We start from the raw sequence: 25,915 nt of genomic DNA on the forward strand, positions 1-25,915 counted from the left end.
CCTCGTATCGTGACCGCTGGTCATCCTAGTGTGAGACACCTCACAGCCAAGGGTAGGTCGGCGGCTGGACGTGAAGCCGGAGGTGCCGGAGGCTCCGTGCACGCCGCCCGCGCCATGGATGCCCGCAGCGCCGTAGCTCCCGTGAGGTGTTGGACGGCCGCCACTGTTGCCCACAGTCCCGCGTTTCCGGCGGCACCGCCGGCGTACGCATAGGCGCCAACCGCTGCCGCGACGAATTCCGGAACAGCATTCCAGAACGACTCGTTACGCCTCAACATTATTGAGCTCCCGACAGCCCTGCACCTGCTTACGAGCAGCGCGTAATCTACCCGAACGTCAACTGGCGCAAGGTGTTTCGGCGATTTCGGAGGGGTACGGCTTTTCCTCGCCCTACGCGCGCATCACGGACGCATCTCGTACGCGCCGTTGAGGGGCAGCACGAAATCCTTCCACACCGTGTCGTAGCGCGCCGGGTCGTTGGCCGGACGCCGGATCATGCGCAGCGCGAAGGCGGCCTGCTGTTCGGTGGTCGCGGCCTTGTCGTGCAGTTCGACGGCGTAACTGTTGAAGTCGCGCACCAGCAGCCCGAAGATCTCGTCGAGCAGCGCCTCGTCGACCCCGGACAGCGGCGCTTCCTCCAGGATCAGCTGCGCGTAGGGCACCAGCGCGAAGATCTGGCCCACGCCGAAGGCGAAGTCGACGTCCTTCTGTTGCGCCGCATCCGGAGTGGCGCCGGCGAGCATCTCGGCCAGCACGTCGATCTGCTCCCGCAGCAGCGCCACGTTCGGCAAATGGCCGTAGCTGTCCAACGGCGCCCGCCAGTCGTGGAACCGGACCTTGCCCAACCCGCCGGTCGGCCCCTGGTTGAACAGGAACGTGTCGTCGGCCGCGTCGTCGCGCCGGCCGATCAGCGGCAGCGCGCCGTCCGGGGCGAAGAGGAAATTCGGCATGAACTTGGCCAACAACCCGATATTGATGTGGACGGTGCCTTCCAGCCGGGGCAGCAGGCCGATCTCGCGTGCCACCGTCTCGAAGAAGGTGTCCTTCTCCACGCCCTTGGCGGCGATGACGTCCCACAGCGCGGTGATCACCCGCTCGCCCTCGCTGGTGACCTTGGCCTTGGTCAGCGGGCTGTACAGCAGGTAGCGGCGGTCGTCAGCGGACGCACTGCGCATGTAATCCGACGCCCGGGTGCACACCAGCCGCATGGCGACCAGCCGGGCGTAGGCGTCGGTGAGCAGCCGGCGCACGTGGCTGAAGTCGGTGACGACGGTGCCGTAGAGGTGGCGGTTGGCCGCGTGGGTGATGGATTCGTAGAAGGCGTGGGTGCACATGCCGACCGCGCCCCAGCCCAGGTTGTACTTGCAGACGTTGACCGTGTTGAGCGCTGCGTAAAAGGCGCCCATCCCGCGGTGCAGCAGGTCGGCCTCGGTGACCGGGTAGTCGTGCAGCGCGTAATTCGCCACGAAGTTCTGCGAGTTGACGACGTTCTTCTTGCACTCATACCGGTCGTGCTGGGAATCGGCGGCGAAGAAGACGTACTCTTCGGACTCCCCGATCTTGCCGAACGTGGAGACCATCCGCGCCACGTTGGCGTTACCGATGTAGTACTTCTCGCCGTTGGCGACCCAGCCGTGTTCGGACGGGGTGAGGATCAGGTCGGTTTGGTACACGTCGGCGCCGTGGGTCTGCTCCGACAGGCCGAAGGCGAACACCTCACCCTGTTCCAGCTGCGCGGCGGCTTTGCGCTTGGCGTCCTCGTTGTCGCTCATCCAGATCGGGCCCAGGCCCAGAGCGGTCACCTGGAACGGGTACCAGTAGCTCAGCCCGTAGAAGCCGATGATCTCGGCGAATTCACTGATTCGGTAGGTGTCCCACCGGCAGTCGTCAGCACCGTACTCGGCCGGGGTCAGCAGCGAGGCGAAGATGCGGTTCTGTCCGATGTGATTGAGAAAGTCCGAATACCAGGTGCGCTCGTGGTCGTCGTGCTTGAGCTTCTGCTTGCCCCGGTTCTCGAAGAAGTCCACGGTGGCCTGCATGATCTCCCCCGAGCGGGCATCCGGGTACTTGCGTTGCAGTTTGTTGGGATTGAGCAGCATGAGGATGGCTCCAGAGCGATTTCGGATTCGGGACGGATAGACCGTACTGCAATACCGGCGGTAGCCGGAACAACGACGGCGATGGTAGGTCTTAAAAATGCCCCGGCGGCGACCTAGCATCAAAGACGTGTCAGAACTAAATACGGCTCGGGGAACCCTCGATACCGCAGATCTCGGCGTCACGCTCATGCACGAGCACGTCTTCATCATGACCACCGAAATCGCGCTGAACTATCCGGAAGCCTGGGGCGACGAGGACAAGCGGGTGGCCGACGCCGTAGCCCGCCTCGACGAGCTGAAGGCCCGCGGCGTGGACACCATCGTCGATCTCACCGTGATCGGGCTGGGTCGCTACATTCCGCGCATTGCCCGGGTGGCGGCCGCCACCGAGCTGAATATCGTTGTGGCGACCGGCCTTTACACCTACAACGACATTCCGTTCCGGTTCCACTACGAAGGACCGGGCGGCATGCTCGACGGCCCCGAGATCATGACCGACATGTTCGTCCGCGACATCGAGCAGGGCATCGCCGATACCGGCATCAAGGCCGGCATCCTCAAATGCGCCACCGACGAACCCGGCATCACCCCGGGGGTCGAACGGGTGTTGCGCGCCGTCGCCCAGGCCCACAAGCGCACCGGGGTACCGATCTCCACGCACACTCACGCCGGGCTGCGCCGCGGACTCGAGCAGCAGCGCATCTTCGAAGAGGAAGGTGTGGACCTGACCCGGGTGATCATCGGGCACTCGGGCGACAGCACCGACGTCGGCTACCTCGAAGAGCTGATTTCCGCCGGGTCCTACCTGGGCATGGACCGGTTCGGCCTGGACGTGCTGTTGCCGTTCGAGGAGCGCGTTCAAATAGTTGCCACCATGTGCGAGCGCGGGCACGCCGACAAGATGGTGCTCTCCCACGACGCCAACTGTTACTTCGACGCGCTGCCCGAGGAGCTGGTCCCGCAAATGGCGCCCAACTGGCACTACCTGCACATCCACAACGACGTCATTCCCGCGCTCAAGCAGCGTGGCGTCACCGATGACCAGATCCACACGATGCTCGTGGAGAACCCGCGCAAGATCTTCGATCGGCAGGGCGCCTATCAGTGACGGTCCCGCCGATCGGTACCCAGATTTCGCAGCTGGCCGCGCTCGCGCCTGACGAACCGGCGATCAGCTGCGACGGACATACCCTCAGCCGGTCAGAACTCGACCTGTCCACCAACCGGCTGGCGCGCGCCTACGCCGAACGCGGCGTCGGTGTCGGGGACTACGTGACGATCGCGCTGCCCAACTCAGTGGAATGGATACAGGCGGCGGTGGCGTGCTGGAAGCTGGGAGCGGTGCCGCAACCGTTATCGCCGCGGCTGCCCGACGCTGAGTTCGAGGGCCTGCTGGGGCTGCGACGCCCCGCATTGCTGGTGGGTCGGGACCATCCCGAAATCCCCAGCGTTCCCTCGGATTTCGTTCCGCACACCACGGACGCCGCGCTGCCCGAAGCGGTGTCGCCGTGTTGGAAATCGATGGCTTCCGGCGGCAGCACCGGGCGGCCCAAACTCATCGAAGCGGGTCAGGACAGCCGGGTTCCGCCCGCGATCGGTTACCCACTGGGTATGCAGGAGGGCGACATCACCTTGGTTCCGGTGCCGCTGACGCACAACACCGGGTTCACCACCGCCCTGATCGCGCTGATCATGCGCCAGCACCTGGTGTTGCTGAGCCGATTCGACCCGCACGAATTCTTGCAAGCCATCGGACGCTACCGCGTCACCTTCCTGGTGACGGTACCGACGATCATGCAGCGGCTGCTTCCCGTGTACCGCGCCGACCCGGCGTCGTATGACCTGTCGTCGCTGCGGCGGATGTGGCACCTCGCCGCACCGTGCCCACCGGCGGTCAAGCAGGCCTGGATCGACATACTCGGGCCCGAGAAGGTGTGGGAACTCTACGGGGGCACCGAATTACAGGCCCTGACGTTCATCTCCGGCGACCAGTGGCTGGCCCACCCGGGCTCGGTGGGCCCGGTGGTGAGCGGTCAGATGCAGGTCCTCGACGACGACGGCAATCCGTGCCCGCCCGGCGTCGTGGGAGAGATCTACATGCGCCCCAATCCCGGCAGCGCGCCGACCTATCGCTACGTGGGCACCACCGCGAAGTCGCGCGACGGCTGGGACTCGCTGGGCGATCTGGGCTATTTCGACACCGACGGATTTCTGTACCTGTCGGACCGCAGGGTCGACATGTTCACCGTCGGCGGCCGCAACGTCTACCCCGCCGAGATCGAGAACGCGCTGTCCGCTCATCCGGAAGTATTGTCCTGCTTGGTCGTTGGCGTACCGGACGACGACATGGGCCAGGTGCCGTACGCGTTGGTACACACCCTGAGCGGGTCGGCCCCGGACGCCGCGGCCGTGCAGCGTTTCGTCGGCGACCGACTTGCGGCGTACAAGGTGCCCCGTATCGTTGAATTCGTCGATGCCCCACTGCGAGACGATGCCGGCAAGGCCCGTCGCACGGCGGTGCGCGACGCCGTGATCGCGCGACTGCAGGTTGGGGGCCCATGATGGATGCCAGCCGCTACTCGGCACTGAGCGACGTCGGCTGCGAACGATCCGAGAACCAGGACCGGTGGGGCGCGGACGCCGAGCAGCGACTGTTCATCGTGGCCGACGGCGTGGGCGGCAGCCGAGACGGTGCGCTGGCGGCCCAGACCATGGTCGATGTCCTTCCCGGCTACGTCGCCCGCCACCTTCCGCCCGAGCTGCGCGAGGCATCCGATGCGGCCGAGCGCCTGGCCCAGGCCGTCTCCCGACTCTCCGACGACCTGCACGCCAAGGCACAAACCGATGCCCGGTTCGCCGGCGCCAACAGCACCCTGGTGACCGTCGTCGTCGTGGGCGCGCGGGCCCTGATCGCCCATCTGGGCGACAGCCGCGCCTACCTGTACCGCGACGGTGCGCTGACCCAACTCACTCGCGACCACACCCTGGTGCAGTCCCTGGTTGACGCCCACCAGGTGCAGGCCGAGGATGCCGGCAACCTGCGGGTGCGCAACGTCGTGACGCGGTACATGGGGATGAAGCCACCCGCAAATGCCGATGCCGCCGGCCAGGAGCTGTCGGACGGTGACCGGATCCTGTTGTGCACCGACGGTTTGCACGGCGTCGTCGACCAGGGGACGCTGACGCGGATCGTAGGCAAGCACGATGATCCCGGCGAAGTGTGCGCCGCCCTCATTGCGGCCGCCCGCGGCGCCGGCGCACCGGACAACGTCACTGCGCTGGTGGTCGACGTCTCTGGCGACTGACCTACCGAAACGGACTGGCTAAGGTGTGAGACCGGGCTCGGCATCAGGCGAACATCTTCGACTTCGGAGGTGTGGATGGTTTTCACCGACACGTTTCGTCTGAGTGGACCCGTCCTGGTCGGCGCACCCGGCGGAACGATCTCGCCCACACTGGTGCGTGGCTCGTCGGCGCTGCACGTCGGCAAGGGGCTGGCTGCGCACGGATACTTCACCTACCGCGAAGTTGTGGGATTCCTCTACACACAGGCCAAGTTCCGAGTGCTCGGCAAAGAGAACAGTGGGCACGCTGCACCGCTTATTCCGACAGCGACAACGATGTGCCGATGCTCTCGGTAGGCAGGGCCGTCGCGATCAATCCCGACTCCCGGTTGCGCAGGCTTGCCCGCGCCCGGGGATGGGAGATCCGCGACTTCCGAACGGCTCGAAAGGCCGCGCGGGTGGGGGGCGGGATCGAATTGGGCCTGGCAGGTGAGGCGCTGGCGACAACGGCCTCGCGGCGCACCACGCGCATCACGCCCACGCCGTAGCGGCGTCTCGACGCCCCACCCGCCGGCCTATAGGTCCGGCCGGTCGCCTGATTTCACGAGTGCCACACGATCACCGAATCCGCCGGAAGCAGGCTGACTAAGCCTTGGTTCCGACCGATCACGGGGATTTGAGACTTTGACGGCCTTAGGTTCGCCCTCGCCAATCACCACCCGTCGCCATCACGTGGGGCGACGGAGAGATTCGCTAAAGGGCTGGTGATGGATTACTTGGTGCTACCGCCGGAGATCAACTCGGCTCGACTGCTTCTCGGTGAGGGGATCGAACCGATGTTGAACGCAGCCGCGGGCTGGCGGTTTTTGGCCGACGAGTTGAGTTCGGCCGCCGCGTCTTTCTCGTCGGTGACTTCGGAGCTGGCCGCGACCGCATGGCAGGGCGCGGCATCGACGGCGATGGCGCGTACGTCGGCGCATTACGTGGAATGGCTGAGCGTGGTGACGGTGCAGGCGGAACAATCCGCCACCCAGATGCTGCTGACTGCGGCAGCGTTCGAGGCGGCGTTGGCCGCAACGGTGCACCCCTCGGTCATCTCCGCCAACCGTCATCACTTTCGATCGCTGGCCCTCTCGAACTTGCTGGGCCAGAACGGCCCAGCGATCGCGGCCGCCGAGGCGATCTACGAACAGATGTGGGCACAGGACGTGGCCGCGATGTCGGGGTATCACGCAGCCGCTGCGGGCGCGATCGCCGGAGTCACACCTTTCGCCGCAGGCTTGCCGGCAAATCTGCAACGCGGGCCGTTCGGCGCGCCTTCGGCGGCCGCCGCTCCCGCCGCGGCTCAACTGCCGATCCTCGGTAACCTGCTCCCGCCGGGCTTCGACATTTTCTCGGCCGGAAACATCGGCCACAACAACATCGGGTTCGGCAACACCGGCAGCAACAACATCGGGTTCGGCAACACCGGCAGCAACAACCTTGGGATCGGCAACCGGGGCTTCGGTAACTCCGGCTTCGCCAACACCGGCGACAACAACTTCGGCATCGGGTTCACGGGCAGCAACCTGGTAGGTTTCGGCGGCTGGAACTCGGGCAGCGGCAATTTCGGCTTGTTCAACTCGGGCACCGGCAACATCGGTATCGGCAACTCAGGCTCTGGGAACTTCGGCATCGGGAACTCCGGCAACAGCTACAACACCGGAATTGGGAACTCGGGCAACGCCAACACAGGATTCTTCAACACCGGTACAGCCAACACCGGTATCGGCAACACAGGGAACTACAACACCGGCGACTTCAACCCGGGCAGCGGCAACACCGGCTGGTTCAACGCGGGCGATCACAACACCGGTTCGTTCAACGCCGGAAATGTCAACACGGGCTTCTTCAACACCGGTGATGTGAACACCGGCGCCTTCAACTCGGGTGACTTCAACAACGGAGTATTCGTGTCGGGCGACAACAAGGGACAACTCGGCCTCAAGCTGTCCGTCACCATTCCGCGCGTGCCCATAAACGTGCAGATGATGATGCCGCTGCACGAGGTCATGCTGATCGACAGTGTCACTATTCCGGTCACCGTGCCCGAGTCCGTCTTTCCGCGAACCGAGTACCTGGACGGTTTCTTCTTCTTGGGCCCCGTCATTCTGGGTGGATCGACCCTCACCACGCCGGCGGTAACACTCACCATAGGCGGACCGGGCGTTGCCCTGCCGATCAGCATCGTCGGCGCCTTCGGGGGAGGGACGCTCACATTCCTCGACATCCCGGCACGCCCCGGCATCGGAAATTCGACCAGCAATCCGTCGTCGGGTTTTCTCAACTCAGGCACCGGCGGCACGTCCGGCTTTCAAAACTTCGGCGGCAACAGTTCGGGAGCCTGGAACAGCGGCTTGGGCAGCGCGGTAGGCATTTCGGGCCTGATGAACGTCGGTTCGCTGCAATCGGGATGGGCGAACTGGGGCGATACCGTCTCGGGCTTCCACAACACCGGCACCAGCCTGTCGGGTTTTCTCCACAACGAGGCCTTGACAGTTTCGGCGTTGAGCCCAGGATCCTCCAACCTCGGCCAGTGGAACCTGGGTGCTGGAAACCTCGGCGCGGCCAACGTCGGTCTGGGCAACCTGGGCAATCACAACTTCGGCTTCGGCAACAGCGGCAGCGGCAACATCGGCTTCGGCAACACCGGCAACAACAACGTCGGTATCGGACTGACCGGCGACAACCTGGTCGGGCTCAATCTCACCGCCGGACTGAACTCCGGCAGCGGCAACATCGGCCTGTTCAACTCCGGCACCAACAACATCGGCATCGGCAACTCCGGCACCGGCAACTTCGGCATCGGCAACTCAGGCACCGCCAACACCGGACTGTTCAACTCCGGCACCGTGAACACCGGGTTCATCAACTCCGGCCACGCCAACACCGGAATCGGCAACGCCGGCAACCTCAACACCGGAAACTTCAACACCGGCAGCTTCAACACCGGCGATTTCAACCCGGGCTCCTACAACACCGGCCACCTCAACACCGGCAACTACAACACCGGTCTGGCGAACTCAGGCAATGTCAACACCGGCGCATTCATCGCCGGCAACAACAGCAACGGAATGCTATGGCGAGGCGACTACCAAGGCCTCTGGGGTGCCCACTATACGATCCGCCTCACCGAGATTCCCGCACATGTCGAAATCGCTGTTCCCGTCAATATTCCGATCACCGCGTCGTTCAGTGAGACAGTGTTCAGCGGGATTACGTTGCGAGCCATCAATTTTGGGTTCGGTGTCCCGCTCGGGCCACTTCCGCTCTCGCACGGTGTGATCGACGCAGTCACCCTTCCGCCGATCAGGGCTTCTGGTCCGGTGGTCGCCTTCAACATCGGCGACGCCCAGGGATCAACGGTGGTGCGGGTTCCCATCACCGCCAGCATCGGCCCCGCCGACTGGACGGTGATCAACATTCCCGCGGCCACGGGTTTCTTCAACTCCACGATCGGCCCGTCGTCCGGCTTTTTCAATTCCGGCGCCGGAAGCGTGTCCGGCGTCGCCAACATGGGCACCAACCTCTCGGGCTTTCAGAACGTCGCGGACTTCGGGACCTCGGGATTCCGAAACTACGGCGCACTGCAATCGGGTCTGGCCAACGCAGGCAACACCGTTTCGGGGTTCTTCAATACCGGTCTCGGAACTTCGGCGGGCGTCTCCGGCATTTCCAACATCGGCAGCAACCTCTCGGGTCTCTTCCACAACCCGAATGCCGGGAGGGCGGCAATCGACATGGTTCTCGGAAACATCGGCGCAGCCAACCTGGGCGGGGGCAACCTGGGTGACAACAACGTCGGTTTCGGGCACCTCGGCAACTCCAACGTCGGTCTGGGCAACCTGGGCAGTCACAACTTCGGCTTCGGCAACAGCGGCAGCGGCAACATCGGCTTCGGCAACACCGGCAACAACAACGTCGGTATCGGACTGACCGGCGACAACCTGGTCGGGCTCAATCTCACCGCCGGACTGAACTCCGGCAGCGGCAACATCGGCCTGTTCAACTCCGGCACCAACAACATCGGCATCGGCAACTCCGGCACCGGCAACTTCGGCATCGGCAACTCAGGCACCGCCAACACCGGACTGTTCAACTCCGGCACCGTGAACACCGGGTTCATCAACTCCGGCCACGCCAACACCGGAATCGGCAACGCCGGCAACCTCAACACCGGAAACTTCAACACCGGCAGCTTCAACACCGGCGATTTCAACCCGGGCTCCTACAACACCGGCCACCTCAACACCGGCAACTACAACACCGGTCTGGCGAACTCAGGCAATGTCAACACCGGCGCATTCATCGCCGGCAACAACAGCAACGGAATGCTATGGCGAGGCGACTACCAAGGCCTCTGGGGCATGAGCGCCACCGGCACCATTCCTGACACCGCCGTGCCGGTGAACCTCCGGGCGTCGGTCTTCCTCGACATCCCGATCAGCGGCACACTCGGCTCGATCACCATCCATTCGTTCACCATTCCACGCCTCAGTGTCGAAGCCACATTCTTCGATGTTCCGGGTCTGGACATTTCGACCAGGGCCATCGACATCCGGCCGGTCACTATTCCGGATATCTCGATCACTCACTCCACGATCAATATGCGGATCGGGACGGGTCCGGGGCCCCTGATCGATGCCGTCGGGTCGGGCGGCCTGCTCCCCATCAGTCTGCCGTTCATCAACATGCCCCCCAGCCCGGGATTCGGGAATTCGACGAGCACGCCGTCGTCCGGGCTGTTCAACTCCGGGACGGGGCCGGTATCGGGATTCGGAAACATCGGCGCCGATATTTCCGGGTTCTTCAACCGCGCCGCCCAAAACGCTGGACTATCCGGCTATTACAACGTCGGCGGCTTGGTGTCGGGCGTGTCGAACTTCGGCAACACCATCTCCGGAATCCTCAACACCAGCATGCTGACGTTGGCCACTCCGGCCAATATTTCGGGTGCGGGGAACACCGGCGCCGACCTTTCGGGCTTTCCCCTTGCTGCGCCCGGCTTGGCGAACTTCGGCAGCGGCAACCTCGGCACCTACAACTTCGGCTTTTCGAATGTGGGCAACGCAAACTTCGGCAGTGCCAACGTCGGCAGCCACGACTTCGGCTTCGGGAACGTCGGCAGCGGCAATCTCGGCCTCGGAAACCTCGGCAGTTTCAATGCGGGGCTGGCGAATCTGGGCACCGGCAACTTCGGCTTCGCAAACGCAGGCAACTACAACCTCGGCTTCGCCAACACCGGCGACCGCAACATCGGTATCGGGCTGACCGGTACCGGCCAGATCGGGGTCGGCCCCCTCAATTCGGGCACCGGGAACGTCGGCCTGTTCAACTCGGGAACCGGCAACACCGGCCTGTTCAACTCGGGCACCGGCAACACCGGGCTGTTCAACTCGGGCACCGGCAACTGGGGCATCGCCAACGCGGGCACGGCCAACACCGGGGTCGGCAACGCGGGCACGGGGAACTGGGGACTGTGGAATCCCGGCACCGGCAACACCGGCATCGCCAACCCGGGCAACTACAACACCGGCATGCACAACACCGGCAATACCAACACCGGCATCGCCAATGCGGGCGATTACAACACCGGCGTCGGAAATACCGGTGACACCAACACCGGTGTCGCCAACCAGGGCAGCTACAACACCGGAATGTTCAACACCGGCGATTACAACACCGGATTCTACAATTCGGGCAATGTCAACACGGGCGCTTTCAATGCCGGGAATTACAGTAACGGCGTCCTGTGGCGCGGTGATTACCAAGGCCTGTGGGGAGCCCACCTCGAAATATTCATTCCGCAATTCCCGGTATTGAACTTCGACCTGAACATTCCCGTCAATATCCCGATACACCTGGACTTAGGTGCCCTGGTCGGCGATGGCTTCACCATCCCACCCATAACCATCAACGGCACCGACATCGTGAATTACACCATCGGACCCGTCCATGTCCCCGCCATCACCGGCACCCTGCCCGTCATCGATATCACCATCGGCGGCCCGACCGCCTCGCTGCCGATCGCAATCCGCAGCGGGGCCGGCCCCATCAGAATCGTGCTTCTCGACATCCCGCCCGCCCCGGGCTTCGGCAACTCCGGCACCGCACCATCGTCAGGGTTCTTCAATTCCGTCACCGGTAGTTCATCGGGTTTCGGCAACTTCGGCGGCAACAACTCGGGTTTCTGGAACAGCAGCATGCGCGACCTCGGCAACTCAGGCTTCCAGAACTTCGGCTCGCTGCAATCGGGCTGGGCCAACCTGGGCAACACCGTCTCGGGCTGGCACAACACCGGCACGGCGGAGCTGATGATGCCGGCAAACGTTTCGGGCTGGTCGTCCATCGGCAGCGACGTGGCCGGGATGTTTCGCGGCCCGAACGGCTCGACGATCTTCAACGCTGGCCTTGGCAACCTAGGTGTGCTGAATGTCGGCAGTGGAAACGTGGGCGCTTACCACTTGGGCAGCGGCAACATCGGTGCCTACAACGTCGGCTTCGGAAACAGCGGGTCGGCGAACTTCGGTCTCGGCGACCTCGGCAGCAGCAACTTCGGGTTCGGCAACCTGGGCAGCAGCAACATCGGCTTCGGCAACACCGGCAGCCACAACATCGGCTTCGGCAACAACGGCAGCGGCAACATCGGCTTCGGCAACCTCGGCAACGGCAACATCGGCTTCGCCAACGACGGAGACGCCAACTTCGGCATCGGACTGGGCGGCAGCAACCTGCTCGGCCTCGGCGGGTGGAACTCCGGTAGCGGCAATAGCGGTCTGCTCAACTCCGGCACCGGGAACCTCGGCTTCGGCAACTCGGGCCAGAACAATATCGGCATAGGCAACTCCGGCAAAGGAAACTTCGGCATCGGCAACTCCGGGAGCGGCAACAGCGGCCTCGGCAACCCGGGCAACTACAACACGGGCTTCTTCAACACCGGCAACTACAACACCGGCATCAGCAACCCCGGCAACCACAACACGGGCTGGTTCAACACCGGCAACTTCAACACGGGCAGCAGCAACCCGGGCGACTACAACACCGGCGACTACAACACCGGCGACTACAACACCGGCATCGGCAACGCCGGCGATTTCGGCACCGGCGGCTTCCTCGTCGGCCATCAGAACAACGGCTTCTTCTGGCGCGCTGACAGACAGGGCCTGCTGTCAGCGAACTACACCATCGAAGTGGACGCCATCCCCGCATTCTTCACCATCGACGTCCCCGTCGACATTCCCATCACCGGCACCATCACCGACGTCTCAGTTTCGGCTATCACCATTCCGGTGATCGACGCCCGGGGCACTCTCGATCTCGGGCTGTTCAGCGGCGTAATCAGTGCACCGATCGGCCCGGTCCATATCCACGGTGGCGGCAGTTCCGCCCCGTCAGACACGCCCATCGTCGTCAAGTTTGGCCCCCAACCCGCGATCAACTTCAATATCGGCAATCCTGACGGTTCAACCGTGATCCATGTCGTTGGTACCGGCGAGCTCGGTCCGATCCGTATTCCGCTGCTGAACCTGGCTCCCCGACCAGGCTTTTTCAACGCCACCGATGGTCTGTCGTCAGGCTTCCTGAACTGGGGCTCCGGCAGCGCGTCGGGCTGGCAGAATTCCGGCAACAACTCCGGATTCTTCAATGTCGCCACGGGGGCGCTGGGGAATTCTGGATTCCAGAATTACGGTTCACTGCAATCGGGTTTCGCAAATCTGGGTAACTATGTGTCGGGCTTGTTCAACACGAGTAGCGGAGCACCGGCTCACGTCTCCGGCTTCAACAATGACGGCGTGGTCGGGTGGTTCGGGAGTGGGTCGGTTGCGTCAAGCTTCCTGCCGGGCATCGCCGATTTCGCATTCTGGAATCTAGGCAGCCCCGACACCGGCTTCTACAACCTGGGCAGTGCCAACCTGGGCCGCTACAATTTCGGTAGCGCAAACCTCGGTAACGTGAACGTCGGTTTCGCAAACTCCGGTCCGGCCCTGACAGACGCCGTGCAGAATCTTGGCTTCGGCAACACCGGCAGTTTCAACCTCGGCTTTGCCAATACCGGAAATGGAAACATCGGTATCGCTAATACCGGCAATGGAAATATCGGTATCGGTCTCAGCGGTGACATGGAGGTGGGTTTCGCCGACCTGAATTCGGGGCGCGGCAACATCGGCTTGTTCAACTCCGGCACCAACAACATCGGCTTCTTCAACTCGGGCAACGAAAACTGGGGCCTCGGAAACTCCGGCAGCAACAACACCGGCATCGGGAACAGCGGCAGCATCAATACCGGCTTCTTCAACACCGCCCTGGCCAACACCGGCATCGGCAACAGCGGGCACCACAACACCGGGCTCTTCAACGCCGGCAACACCAATACGGGCAGCTTGAACCCGGGCAGCTACAACACCGGTGACTTCAACAGGGGCAACTACAACACCGGCTACTTCAACAGCGGCAACGCCAACACCGGCTTCGGAAACTCGGGTGACGTCAATACCGGCTTCTTCATCTCGGGCAATTACAGCAACGGAGCGTTCTGGCGGGGCGACTTCCAGGGGTTGGCCAGCTTCGCCTATGAGGCCACGATTCCCGAGATTCCGTGGAGCTATGCCATTGACGGCGACATCGAAATTCCGATTCAAGGCAGTATCGACACGATCACACAGGAAATGTTCACCATCGACAAATTCTCGATACCGATCAGCCTGGAGACGACCATTTGCGTCTTGTTCAACGTGCTCCCGCCATTCAATTGTTTGCTGTACGTCACGGAGTCCCAGCTCCTTACCACCCAGCGCGTCGGACCGTACACAATCGATCCGAGTGTGATCAATCCCGAAACACCACTGGAGTTTGTTCTGTCCTATCCGATCGACGTGGCCGATGCCGGGACCATCGGACCTTTCAGCTACGGCTTCGACTGGCAGCAGACTCCGGGCTTCTTCAACTCGAGCGCCACCCCGTCCTCGGGTTTCTTCAACTCAGGCGCCGGTGGCGCATCAGGAGTCCTCAACCGCACCGCCGGCGCCGTGTCGGGCTTGGCGAACGCCGTCGGCGAGAATTCGGGCGTCTTCAACGTTGCCGGTCGCGGAAATTCCGGCTTGTTGAACACCGGTAATCTGCAATCCGGCTGGCTGAATTCCGGCAGCTCCCTGTCCGGTTTCTACAATCCCCGGATGCTGGATCTGCTCCGCAGCGCCGCCAATTTCCTGGACATCGGTTTGTAGCCGAAATCCGGTGGTGGCGCTGCCAGCCGTTTCACAACTTCTGAAGGATTACCGAACATCGTCGCGATTAACTCAGCGACCTAAGCGCACGCGGGCCATCGACGCGCCCGCCAAGGATCCAAATCACTCGTACGGTGAGGCAGTTAGGACAAGCTGATGTCGTTTGTATTCGCGGTACCCGAACTGATCGATACGACGGCAGCCGACCTCGCGGGCATCGGTTCGGCCGTCAGTAGGGCAAATGCCGCGGCAGCGATCTCCACGACGGCGTTGCCGGCCGCCGCGGGCGATGAGGTGTCGGCGGCCATCGCGGCCCTATTCGGGTCGCTCGGGCAGGAGTACCAAGTGCTCAGCGGGCAGGTGGCGCGCGCTCAGAACCAATTCGTGCGCACTCTGCAGGCGGGTGTCAAGGCGTATGAGGCCACCGAGGCCGCGAATGTCGTCGCTGGTGCCGAGCAGCAGGTACGGAAGGTGGTGAATGCGCCATCGCTGGCACTGACGGGCCGCCCACTCGTCGGCGACGGTGCGAACGGGACCTCGCCGGGACAGGCCGGCCGCGACGGCGGTTGGTTGTGGGGTAATGGCGGCAACGGCGCAGCTGGGGCAGCGGGCCAAGCGGGCGGTCGCGGTGGTGACGCAGGACTGCTGTGGGGCGATGGCGGAGCGGGCGGAGCTGGCGGGCGCGGAGTTTTCGCCGGCCAATCCGGCGGCGCCGGCGGCGCCGGCGGAAATGCGTGGCTGTTCGGCAACGGCGGGGCCGGTGCTGCCGGCGCAATCGGCCAGGACGGCCAGGCCGCAGTCCGAAACGGGGCGGGCGGCGCCGGCGGCGCCGGCGGCGCCGGCGGTATGGGTGGTCTGCTCGCCGGGATCGGAGGGGCTGGCGGCAATGGCGCAGCGGGCGGCGCCGGTGGCCACGGTGTGGCAGCGGCCGGCGGTGTAGGTGGTGCCGGCGGAAACGGGGGCGCCGGCGGAGACAATTGGCTGCTCGGTCCGGGCGGTGCCGGCCGCATCGGTGACGGCGGCCACGGCGGTGCCGGCGGCGCGGGCGGCGACGGCGCCGCCGGCTCGACCGGTGTCGACGGGTTCGCGGGTGGAGCCGGCGGGAGAGGCGGCGCGGGCGGCAACAGCGCGGGCGGAGTAAACGGTAACGGCGGAGCCGGCGGCGACGGCGGCCGCGGCGGCGACGGCGGCGATGACGCGTTCGGCGGTACGGGTGGCGGTGACGGCGGCCGCGGCGGTAACGCCGGGGCAGGCGGCCTGGCCGGCGTCGGCGGCATTGGCGGCAGCATCGGTGATGGGGGTGACGGCGGCGACGGAGGCGGCGGCGGGCGTGGCGCCTTCAGCCCGGCCGGCGCGGGCGGTGGCGGCGGGGACGGAGGTGGCGGCGGCCGAGGCGGTCACGGCGGCGCCGGCGGCATCGGCGGCACCAGCGGCGGCGACAGTGCCGGCAGCGGTGGCAACGGCGGCACCGGCGGGACCGGCACCATTTCCGGCGGTTATGGCGGCCGCGGCGGAGATGGCGGAACCGGCGCCGGCGGAGACGGCGGCACGGGCGGTGCCGGCGGCTCGGGCATCGGCGCCCAGGCCGTCGGCGGAGCCGGCGGTGCCGGCGGCAACGGGGGCACCGGGAGCAGCGGTGTCGGCACCATCGTCGGCGGCAAGGGCGGGCACGGCGGCACCGGTGGCGAGGGCGGCTTCGGCACCATTGCCGGCGGTGCCGGCGGCAGCGGCGGGCAGGGCGGCACCGGTGGTGCCGGCAATGCGACCGGTGACGGCGGCGGCTTCGGCGGCGACGGCGGCACCGGTGGCACGGGCGGCAAGGGTGGCAATAGCGCGGCTGGGTCTGGGGGCTCCGGCGGCGCAGCCGGCACCGGCGGCACCAACGGCCTTGGAGCTGCCGCAGACGGCAGAAGTGGTGACGGCGGCACCGGCGGGCAGGGTGGCACCGGGCCCAAGGCCGGGGGCGCCGGCGGTGCCGGCGGTAACGGCGGACTTACCGGTGACGCTGGGACGGCTGGCGCCGGCGGTAACGGCGGCAACGGCGGCGACAGCAGGGGTACCGCTGGTAACGGCGGGAGCGGAGGCAATGGCAGCGCGGGCGGCACCGGCAAGAACGGCGGCAACGGGGGCATCGGCGGCAACGGCGCTAACGGTGCCACCGCCGGCACCGGGGGCGCCGGCGGCACGGGTGGCCTTGGCGGCGCTAACGGCGGGGGCGGCGGCAACGGCGGTGGCGGGGGCACCGGCGGGATTGGCACCACGGGCATCGGCGGCAACGGCGGCACCGGCGGTGGCGGCGGCACGGGCGGCACGGGCGGCAGCGGCACCGCCGCCGGTGGCGGCGGCAAGGGCGGTGCGGGTGGTACCGCCGGCGATGGTCTGACCGGTGCCGGCAGCGGCGGTAGCGGAGGCAGCGGCGGCGATGGCGGAACGGGCGCCGACGGTGCACCCGGCGTCGCCGGCTTTTCGGGCGGAGCGGGCGGGAGCGGGGGCGCGGGCGGCAACAGCGCCGGCGGTATCAACGGCAGCGGCGGCAACGGCGGCAACGGCGGCAACGGCGGCAACGGCGGTACCGGCGTTGCCGGCGACATCGGCAAGGCCATCCCGGATATTCCCGCGGGGAAGGGCGGCCGCGGCGGTGGCGGTGGGTCAGGCGGCCTGGCCGGCACCGGCGGCACCGGCGGCGTCGCGGGCGACGGGGGCACGGGCGGCAACGGCGGTACTGGGGGCGCGGCCGCAGGGCTGTCCGGCGCCGCCGCCGGGGGCGACGGCGGCAACGGCGGCGCCGGCAACCGCGGCGGCAACGGCGGTACCGGGGGTAATGGCGGTGACGGCGTTATCAGCCCGGGAACCGGCGGCAAGGGCGGCGAAGGCGGTACCGGCATAGTCGCCGGCGGCGACGGTGGCCGCGGTGGAAACGGCGGCAACGGCGGAAGTTTGATCGGTGGCAACTTCGCCGGTACCGGCGGCGCCGGCGGCACGGGGGGTGCCGCTACCGGGCCCGCCGGCGTGGGTGGCCGCGGCGGCGCCGGCGGCGACGGCGGCACCGGTAGCAACACCGGCTTCATCGGCGCGTCGGGCGGCCAGGGTGGCAACGGGGGCACCGGCGGCCACGGGACCCTCTCCGGCGGGTCTGGCGGCGACGGCGGCGACGGCGGGGACGGTGGTTCTGGACCGGGTGGCCCAGGCAAACCCGGACTCCTGGGCGGCCCGGGCAAAGCTCCTGCCGGTCGCGACGGCGGCGCCGGGGGAACGGGCGGAACCGGCGGCATCGGCGGTTCCTTTTCCTAGCCGGTGACAGACAGGATCTGACGTGGCGCACGTTCGTGCGCACGTCGACGGAGGCGTTAGTGGTGGGTTGCGGCAGCGAAAACCGCTGTGCCCTAACGTCATTCCGCTTCGATGGTCAGGCTGGTAGTGCGTGGGTAATGGCTGCTGTTGGAAGGGTTGGTACCAACACCAGTCGGCGCGTTCGCCGGTGGGCCCGGGATAGGGCGGGGGATGGTCGGGTGCGCGGGACAGTGATCCCGGGCTCGGCGCTTGGCCGGAGGAGTCGGTGACGGTGAGGTCGGTGGCGTCACCGCTGATGGTGATCTCGCCGCGGCGGTGCAGCCGGTGGTGAAAGGGGCAGACCAGGACCAGGTTGGCCAGGTCGGTGCGCCCGCCGTGTCCCCAGGGCCGGATGTGGTGGGCATGCGGGCCCCGCGTGGCCCCGCAGCCGGGCACCGCGCAGCTGCGGTGGCCGTGTTCCAGGGCGCGCCGTAGCCGGCGCAGCATCCGAGGCGCTGCCGCGCTGGTATCTCCACTCGGTATCAGCGCCACGCGGTGGGTGGTGGTTCAGACAGCACTTGCGATGTGCCCAGTCATCACTCGCGACACGGTTCCTCGTCGTCAGCCTTCGTCGGCAGCGCATCGAAACAGCATGATCAGGATTGAATAGACATGTGTCTACTGCATCCCTACCGACGCCGAATCCCTCTCGATCCCTGCAGGATTCAGCTGCCCTCAGCTCTATCCGACCGCTGTGGCACTCGCGAAGCACAGCACCTGTAGTAGCCATCCGGATGTGCCGCAAGGCGCGAAGCCCGACGAGCAACCTACCCCCTGACGGTGCTTCAGCACGGCCCGCATCCGGCGTCAGGAGCGCGAACACGTGTCCAAGCCGAATTCGCCAGAACGCCTGCGCGGGAGCAGATCAGGGCACGGCGACTGCCGTTGTGACGGAAACCGGCCGCCGATCACCGCCACGTACGCGGCGTGCAGCGCGTTGATGAAAAGACCACCTTGGGCAAGGCGATAGCAGTCATTGTGTTGGCGAATTGCGCCGAACCGTGACCGACGCGAACACATGATGAGGGACGACTATTAGACCCGCACTGCGCAAGACAGGGTGCCTATCCTGGTGCGCCAGATGCTCCCGGCGTGCCCAATAGCGCGCCACCAGCTCCACCGGCGCCACCGGCGCCACCGGCGCCACTATTGCCAGGGTTGCCCGGGTTGCCCGGGTTGCCGGTAGTACCCGCACCGCTCGGGACGGTACCCCCTGCCCCACCCTGGCCGCCGGGGCTTCCTTGGCCGCCGTCGCCGCCGACACCGATCAGCTTGGAGTTACCTCCGGCACCGCCCGAACTTCCGTGGCTCCCATCGCCGCCGGCACCGCCGGCGATCGTGCCGTTGTTGACGACCTCGCTGTTAGGGCTGGTGTTGGTGCTGACGGTGGCGGTGATGCTGCCGCCGCTGCCACCTTGTCCTACGACTCCGCCGGCCCCGCCGTGGCCACCGTCACCCCACAGCCACGCGCCGGCACCGCCGCCACCGCCGCCACCGCCGGCGCCACCAGCCCCACCGATTCCACCGGTAATAACGCCGCCGTTGCCGTTAAAAATGCCGGTCAAGATGAAGTTGCCGCTGGCGTCGCCGGTGATGCTGCCGCCGCTGCCACCTTGTCCTGCGACTCCGCCGGCCCCGCCGTGGCCACCGTCACCCCACAGCCACGCGCCGGCACCGCCGGCACCGCCCAGGCCACCGGCGCCAGCGGCCCCACCGATTCCACCGGCAATAACGCCGCCGTCGCCGTTACGAATGCCCGTCGTGAGGATGAACCCGTTGCCGCTGGCGTTGGCGGTGATGCTGCCGCCAGCACCGCCTTGAGCGGCGGCCCCACCGGCCCCGCCGCAGCCACCATTACCCCACAACCACCCGCCAGCCCCGCCGCCACCACCCAGACCACCAGCGCCACCAGCGCCACCAGCCCCACCAGTCATAGCACCGCCGCCCTCGTTACCGAGGCCGTACACGAAGGAAGGATTGCTGGTGCTGCCAGTGTGGGTGGCAGTGGCGGTGATGCTGCCGCCGGCACCGCCTTGAGCGCCGGCCCCACCGGCTCCACCGTGACCGCCAGCACCCGCCAACCACCCGCCGGCACCGCCGACGCCCCCAAGGCCGCCGGCACCACCAACACCACCAGCACCACCAGCAATCATGCCGCCGACGCCGCCGTTGACAATCCCGTACACATCGGCGAAAAAGCTGTTGCTCGGCGTTGCGGTGGCGGTGATGCTGCCGCCGGCACCGCCGGCACCGCTGGCGCCTCCGGCACCGCCGTTACCACCGGCGCCCCACAACCCGCCAGCCCCACCGCCACCACCCATACCGCCGGCACCACCGGCACCACCGAGCCCACCAGCAACGACGCTGCCGACGCCGCCGTTGTTGATGCCTTCCACGAACGAGGTGCCGGTGCTGGTGGCAATGATGCTGCCGCCGGCACCACCGGCACCGGCGGCGCCGCCGGCACCGCCGTTACCACCGGCACCCCACAACCACCCGCCGGCCCCGCCGCCACCGCCCAGACCACCAGCGCCACCCGCTCCACCAGCCCCGCCGCGGATGACGCCCCCCTCATTGCTGATACCTCCGGCGCCGATGTTGGTGATAGCGCCGCCGGACCCGCCGGCCCCGCTGCCACCGCCAGCACCCCCGGCCCCCCCGTGGCCCCACAACATGGCGCTGCCACCGGCGCCACCGGTGCCCCCAGCGCCGCCAGCGCCGCCAGCGCCGCTATCGCCGGGGTTGCCGGTAGCACCTGCACCGCTCGGGACGGTGCCTCCAGTCCCACCAGTGCCGCCGGAGCCTCCCTGACCGCCGTCGCCGCCGTCACCGATCAGCCTGGAGTTGCCACCGGCCCCGCCAAATCCCCCTTGACCCGCGTCACCTCCGGTACCACCCCTAATCGTGCCGTTGTTGACGACATCGATGCTGGGACCGGCGCTACTGGTCGTGGCGGTGATGCTGCCGCCCGCGCCACCATCGGCGGCGACCCCACCTACTCCGCCGTCGCCTCCATCACCTCGCAACCAACCGCCGGCACCCCCGCCACCTCCCAGCCCACCGGCGCCGCCGGCGCCACCGGCGCCACCAGCGACAACACCTTGGGCACCGTTAAAAAGGCCCTGCACGTCGCCGCTGCCGGTGGCGGAGGCAGAGATGCTGCCGCCCGCGCCACCATCCGCCGCAGCCCCACCTGCTCCGCCGTGGCCACCGTCACCCAGCAACCATCCTCCGGTACCGCCACGACCGCCGAAGCCACCAACGCCAGCGGCACCGCCAGCACCACCTGTGATGGCGTTGCCGCGTCCGCCGTTGATGATGCCGCGCACCCGGTCGGAGCCGTCGGTGGCGGTGGCGGTGGCAGAGGCGGTGATGTTTCCGCCGGCACCGCCCTGGGCTGCTGCGCCACCGGCCCCACCGTGACCACCATCACCCCATAACCATCCGCCGGCACCGCCCCCGCCACCCACGCCGCCATCGCCACCGCCGCCACCAGCACCACCAGCAGTGGAGCCGGAAAAGACGCCGTTAACAACGGTACTGGCCGTGCTGGTAGCGGTGATGCTGCCGCCGGCACCGCCTTGGGCGCCGATCCCGCCGGCCCCGCCGTGGCCACCATTACCCCACAACCAGGCGCCGGCACCGCCGGTGCCCCCCACGCCGCCAGCGCCACCGATCCCGCCCGTCCCACCGGTCCCGCCGGGCTTTGCGCTGCGCTCGGTTATGTCGTCGCTTATGCCGTTGCCCTCTGCGGCACCGGCGGCTGTGGCGGTGATATCGCCGCCGGCACCGCCGTGGGCTCCGGCCCCCCCGGCACCGCCTTGACCACCGTCGCCCCACAGCCAGCCGCCGGCACCGCCCCCACCACCCACGCCACCAATGCCACCGGCACCGCCCGCACCACCCGAAGTGCGGCCGTCGAAGCTGTTGGTGATGCCGTTCACGAAGGGGATGCCGGTACTCGTGGCAGTGGCGGTGATATCGCCGCCGGCACCGGCAGCACCGGCGGCCCCGCCGGCCCCGCCATGACCCCCGTTGCCCCATAACAAACCGCCGGCGCCGCCGCCGCCTCCCGAACCACCGGCGCCACCGGCACCGCCGGTCCCACCAATGATGGTGCCCCCTTCATTGCTTATACCGCCGGTGCCGACGCTGGTGACAGCGCCGCCGGCGCCGCCGGCGCCGCCCGCCCCGCCCGCCCCCCCGGCCCCGCCGTGACCCCATATCAATCCGCCGGCGCCGCCCTTGCCGCCCGCGCCGCCAGCGAGGCCAGCACCGCCCGCACCGGCGGTCACGAGCACACCGGGGCCAACCGCGGACACGCTGAGGTCGGTGCCGGCAGTACCGGATGCACCTGCACCGCCCGCGCCGCCTGCGCCACCATGACCAATCAATCCCGCCGCCCCGCCGGCCCCACCGGCTTGCCCCGGCGCCCCCGACCCACCCCTGCCGCCATTACCCCACAGAATCCCACCCGCTGCACCGTTTTGCCCGCTCCCCGCTGCCCCATCAGCGCCGTTACCAATCAGCGGACGACCTACCAGCGCCAGCGTCGGGGCATTGATCAGCCCCAAAAATTCCTGGCCCACGCTGTGCATCGTGGCGACATTGACCGCCTCAGCACCGGCATAGGCATCAGCAGTGGCATTCAACGACGCAACCAACCGCTCCTGAAATGCTGCCGCTTGAACACTCACAGACTGATATGCCAACCCATGGCCGTTGAACAACTCGGCGATCGCCGCCGATACCTCATCGGCAGCGGCCGCCACGACGCCTGTGGTGCGTGCCGCCGCGAAAGCACCAGCCTCGCCCACCACCCGACCCAACGTCGCCATATCTCCCGCCGCGGGCCCCAACAACTCCGGCCTCAAGGTCATGAAAGTCATCGTCGAATCCTGCTTACCTTGCGGTGGTGTCATTACGTAGGACCAGGATCGGATCGACCCCGCCGGCATCCAGGAGATCCGTAAGCCAGCCCATACCCGTTCTCCCATCTCGCGGCTCATCGTCAAACATCCCGGCGGGGGGTTCAGTGAATGTTCGGAGATCGTGAAATCGCCGCCCAGGCGGTTCAGGCAGCACTCGGCGATGGACCGAGGCATCGCGCACGACACGGTTCATCGTCGTCAGCTTTCGTCAGCAGCTGATCGAAACTGCGATATCAGCATCAAGGTTGAATAGACATGTGTCTACTACTTGGCTAGGCACGTGTCTATAAATCGGTAGACAGGCGTCTAATAGCTATGGCTGCAGTTGGACAGCCGACAGGCGGGGCGCTTTGTCAGGCGCTGACTGCCACCGGTTCGTCGGCGCGCGAGGTTGATCCCTCAGCCGGCGACGGCACGGTGTTAGTCCGGCCGTTCAGCTTGCTCATCACGGCGATGGCCGCGCACAGCGCCGCCGGAATCAGCAGGGCATAGCCCTACAGCGAGGCTCCGATCAGCAGGCCGGCGGTTCCTCCGGCCAAGAAGAGCAGCAGGGTCAGCGAAAGCACTGCGGCCTTCCATTTCTCGATCCCGTGCCGCCGCGCCCGGCCGATCATCAAGCCGAGGTCGGTCACCGTGCCGGTGAAGTGGGTGGTGCGGATCGCCATCCCGCGGAAGCTCGACGTCAGCCCGTTCTGCAAACCGAGCGCGGCGGCCGCAAGCAGGGCCTGGACCGCGGTCTGCTCGACTCCCAGCGCCTCGATAGCCGCGTTCACCTGGGTCTCTTCAACGCCGAGCGCTGCAAGTGTCAGCAGTACTGCCTGGGCGGTCAGCACGGCGGCATGGCGCGGACCCGGTACGTGGTGGCTGCCGCCCAGGATTGCCCCGGCGGTGACCGCGCCGGCCCAGAAGCCGAGCAGGATCGCCGCCAGTATGTGCCCCTCGTACAGCAACGGGTTGGCCGTGTTCATACCGATCTGGGTGGTCACCCCGGTGAGGTTGCCCACCGGGAAAGCCAGGAGAAGCAGAGCGACCGCGTTGACGAAACCGGCGATGAAGGCCAGCGAACCGCTGTAGCCCAGCAGCAGACTCTGGGTGCTCAACCCATTGCGCCAACCACGGCCGGCAAGCCATCGGTACCTCTTGCCGGACGGTGAGCGCCGAGTGGTGCGGTCGAGGTACATGAGACTCCCTTTGGACCACGGCGGTCTGCGCGGCTTCTATGAGAAGGTTATATACCGAATTGCGCTTCACCAATAAATTTTCGTATGAATTCGACAAGAACCCCTACGGGGCGGGACGCCGCGCTGAATCAGCCTGCTCCCATGCCCGATCGACGATCACGCGGGACCGGCGGACGGCCAACCCGCACGCGCCGACCACCAGCAAACCGAGCCAAGCGACGTGCGCAAGCAGCACCACCCGGCGGTGCGCAGCCGGTGCTCCGGTCGCGTGGCCACCGATTCGGAACAGCGCCATGTCGTCATCGCGGTAGGCCGGTGTCAGCGTGGCGAGAGTGCGTGCGCTGTCGCCCATATCGCCCGGGGTGCCGGATTCGACCACCAGCCACGCCACCCCCTGCGACGCCAGCATCGACGGCTCCGGACCGGACAGCATCAGCTGCTGCACCGCCCGGGCACGGTCGCCCTCTCCCGGCACCGTTGCTCCCGAAATCATCAGGTCACCGGTGCTCAACACGTCAGCACGCACCCAGCGGGGCAACGGATCGAGCACCGGCACGGTGCCGGACCAGGAGAAGCGCCGCATCATCCCGGCGGGCAGGACCGCCACGGCGCCGGGCTCGCGGTTGATCGTTGCCGCTACCGCCGGCCACCCGGTGGGATAGCTCACCGGCGTGACCTTGCCCCACACCCCCCAGGCCAGATCGGGCAGCGCCAATAACAGCACAAGGCAGCATGCGCCGGCTGCGACGAGGGTGGGCAGCCTACGGCGCAGCATCACCACCGCACCGGCACCCGCGAGCGCGTAGCCCGGCATGGCGAGCGCCACCCACTTCTGCCCGTCGCGCAACACCCCCAGGCCGGGCACCGCGTCGATGACCGCGCGCAAGCCGTGCAGGCCCGGGCCGGTGGCCAGCATGGCCGGCCCCAGCACAGCGGCGGCCGCCAGCACCAGCAGCGGCACCGCGGCCCGCCGCCTTACCACCAGCGGCAATCCCGCAGCCACGACACCCAGCAGCACCACTGCCGATACCACCGCGAAAAGCGTTGTACGCGAACCCGGTACCGCTGCGCCGTTCCAGATCCCGCCCAGGCTGGCCAGGCTCAACAGGGTGCCCAGCCCCGGCTCGGCACGCGGGGCGAACGCGGCCACGCCGGCGCCGCTGCCGCTGGACAACGACGAACCCAGCAGCGCAGCCGTCAGCCACGGCAACGCACCCACCACGGCGAAGCCGACCGCTTCGGCCGCACACAGCCAACGCGGATGACCGGCGCCCGGAGCGGCCACACACACCAGCGCCACCGTGGCGGCCAGGATCAAGCCGGTCGGCGTCAACCCGGCCGACGCGATCCAGAAAGCCAGCCCGAAGACGGGCCCACCCCCGGCGCGCGCATCCAGCATCGCCGTGGCCACCCAAGGCAGACAGCCGTAGCCGAGCAGCAGGCTCCAGTGACCCTGCAACAGCCGTTCGGCGATGTAGGGATTCCAGATGGCCAGGGTGATGGCGACGAACTCCCCCCCGGCACCCGCCTCGGGCAAGACCGCCGCAACCAGCCGCGCCGCACCCCAGCCGGCCAGCCACAACCCCAGCACCAGCAGCGCCTTCACCAGGATGCCGCCGTCCACGACCTGCGACGCCAACGCCACCGCGAAATCCTGCGGCGTCGCGCGCGGCGCCGCCGTCAAACCGAGGGCGGCGTCGGACAGGTAGGACCGCGGCGTGGACACCGCGTCGCGTAGCAGCAGATACCCGGGCGCCAACAGCGGTGCGACGACCAGCAGTGCCAGCGTCAATGCGTAAACCGGCCGAACCGCGCGCATCGTCGCCG

General features: G+C 67.1%; 8 protein-coding genes and 3 pseudogenes. 6 read left to right on the forward strand and 5 right to left on the reverse strand.

Annotated features, from left to right (window positions below):
• Positions 1-401: 401 nt before the first annotated feature.
• A complete protein-coding gene (locus tag AC5Y7D_RS27645; RefSeq protein WP_499929115.1) occupies positions 402-2,099 on the reverse strand; it encodes an acyl-CoA dehydrogenase family protein in 1,698 nt (565 codons plus the stop codon).
• A 127-nt stretch (positions 2,100-2,226) separates the two neighbouring features.
• On the opposite strand from AC5Y7D_RS27645, the gene AC5Y7D_RS27650 reads away from it, so the two are divergent.
• From AC5Y7D_RS27650 to AC5Y7D_RS27675, 6 genes and pseudogenes are all read left to right on the forward strand, one after another.
• Complete coding sequence (locus AC5Y7D_RS27650; RefSeq protein ID WP_499929117.1) at positions 2,227-3,207, forward strand: phosphotriesterase family protein; 981 nt, start codon at positions 2,227-2,229, stop codon at positions 3,205-3,207.
• On the forward strand, positions 3,204-4,661 hold the full coding sequence (locus AC5Y7D_RS27655) for an AMP-binding protein (RefSeq protein ID WP_499929119.1): 1,458 nt from the start codon (positions 3,204-3,206) through the stop codon (positions 4,659-4,661). The genes AC5Y7D_RS27650 and AC5Y7D_RS27655 overlap by 4 nt, the downstream gene beginning before the upstream one ends.
• Positions 4,658-5,404: a PP2C family protein-serine/threonine phosphatase gene (locus AC5Y7D_RS27660; protein WP_499929121.1), complete on the forward strand. Its 747-nt coding sequence runs from the start codon at positions 4,658-4,660 to the stop codon at positions 5,402-5,404. Before AC5Y7D_RS27655 ends, AC5Y7D_RS27660 begins: the two co-directional genes overlap by 4 nt.
• A 138-nt stretch (positions 5,405-5,542) precedes the next feature.
• Positions 5,543-5,931 (forward strand): annotated as a pseudogene (locus AC5Y7D_RS27665) (hypothetical protein); the annotation flags it as partial.
• Between the two features lie 219 nt (positions 5,932-6,150).
• A complete protein-coding gene (locus tag AC5Y7D_RS27670) occupies positions 6,151-14,646 on the forward strand; it encodes a PPE domain-containing protein (RefSeq protein WP_499929123.1) in 8,496 nt (2,831 codons plus the stop codon).
• A gap of 156 nt (positions 14,647-14,802) precedes the next feature.
• Entirely contained in the window at positions 14,803-17,937 is a 3,135-nt protein-coding gene (locus AC5Y7D_RS27675) for a PE family protein (RefSeq protein WP_499929125.1), read from the forward strand.
• A 132-nt stretch (positions 17,938-18,069) separates the two neighbouring features.
• On the opposite strand, the pseudogene AC5Y7D_RS27680 reads toward AC5Y7D_RS27675, so the two are convergent.
• The 4 genes and pseudogenes from AC5Y7D_RS27680 to AC5Y7D_RS27695 all read right to left on the reverse strand — a co-directional run.
• Positions 18,070-18,417: pseudogene (locus tag AC5Y7D_RS27680) on the reverse strand (HNH endonuclease signature motif containing protein); the annotation flags it as partial.
• A 623-nt stretch (positions 18,418-19,040) separates the two neighbouring features.
• The gene (locus AC5Y7D_RS27685; RefSeq protein ID WP_499929126.1) at positions 19,041-22,865 is read right to left on the reverse strand and encodes a PE family protein; all 3,825 of its coding nucleotides are present in this window, start codon (positions 22,863-22,865) and stop codon (positions 19,041-19,043) included.
• Positions 22,866-23,404: 539 nt separating this feature from the next.
• A pseudogene (locus tag AC5Y7D_RS27690) lies at positions 23,405-23,989 on the reverse strand (YoaK family protein); the annotation flags it as partial.
• 202 nt (positions 23,990-24,191) lie between these two features.
• Positions 24,192-25,907 (reverse strand): MmpA family trehalose lipid delivery protein, encoded by a 1,716-nt coding sequence (locus AC5Y7D_RS27695; protein ID WP_499929133.1) that lies wholly within the window; start codon positions 25,905-25,907, stop codon positions 24,192-24,194.
• Between the last annotated feature and the right edge of the window lie 8 nt (positions 25,908-25,915).

This window comes from Mycobacterium sp. NGS49, from assembly GCF_059812565.1.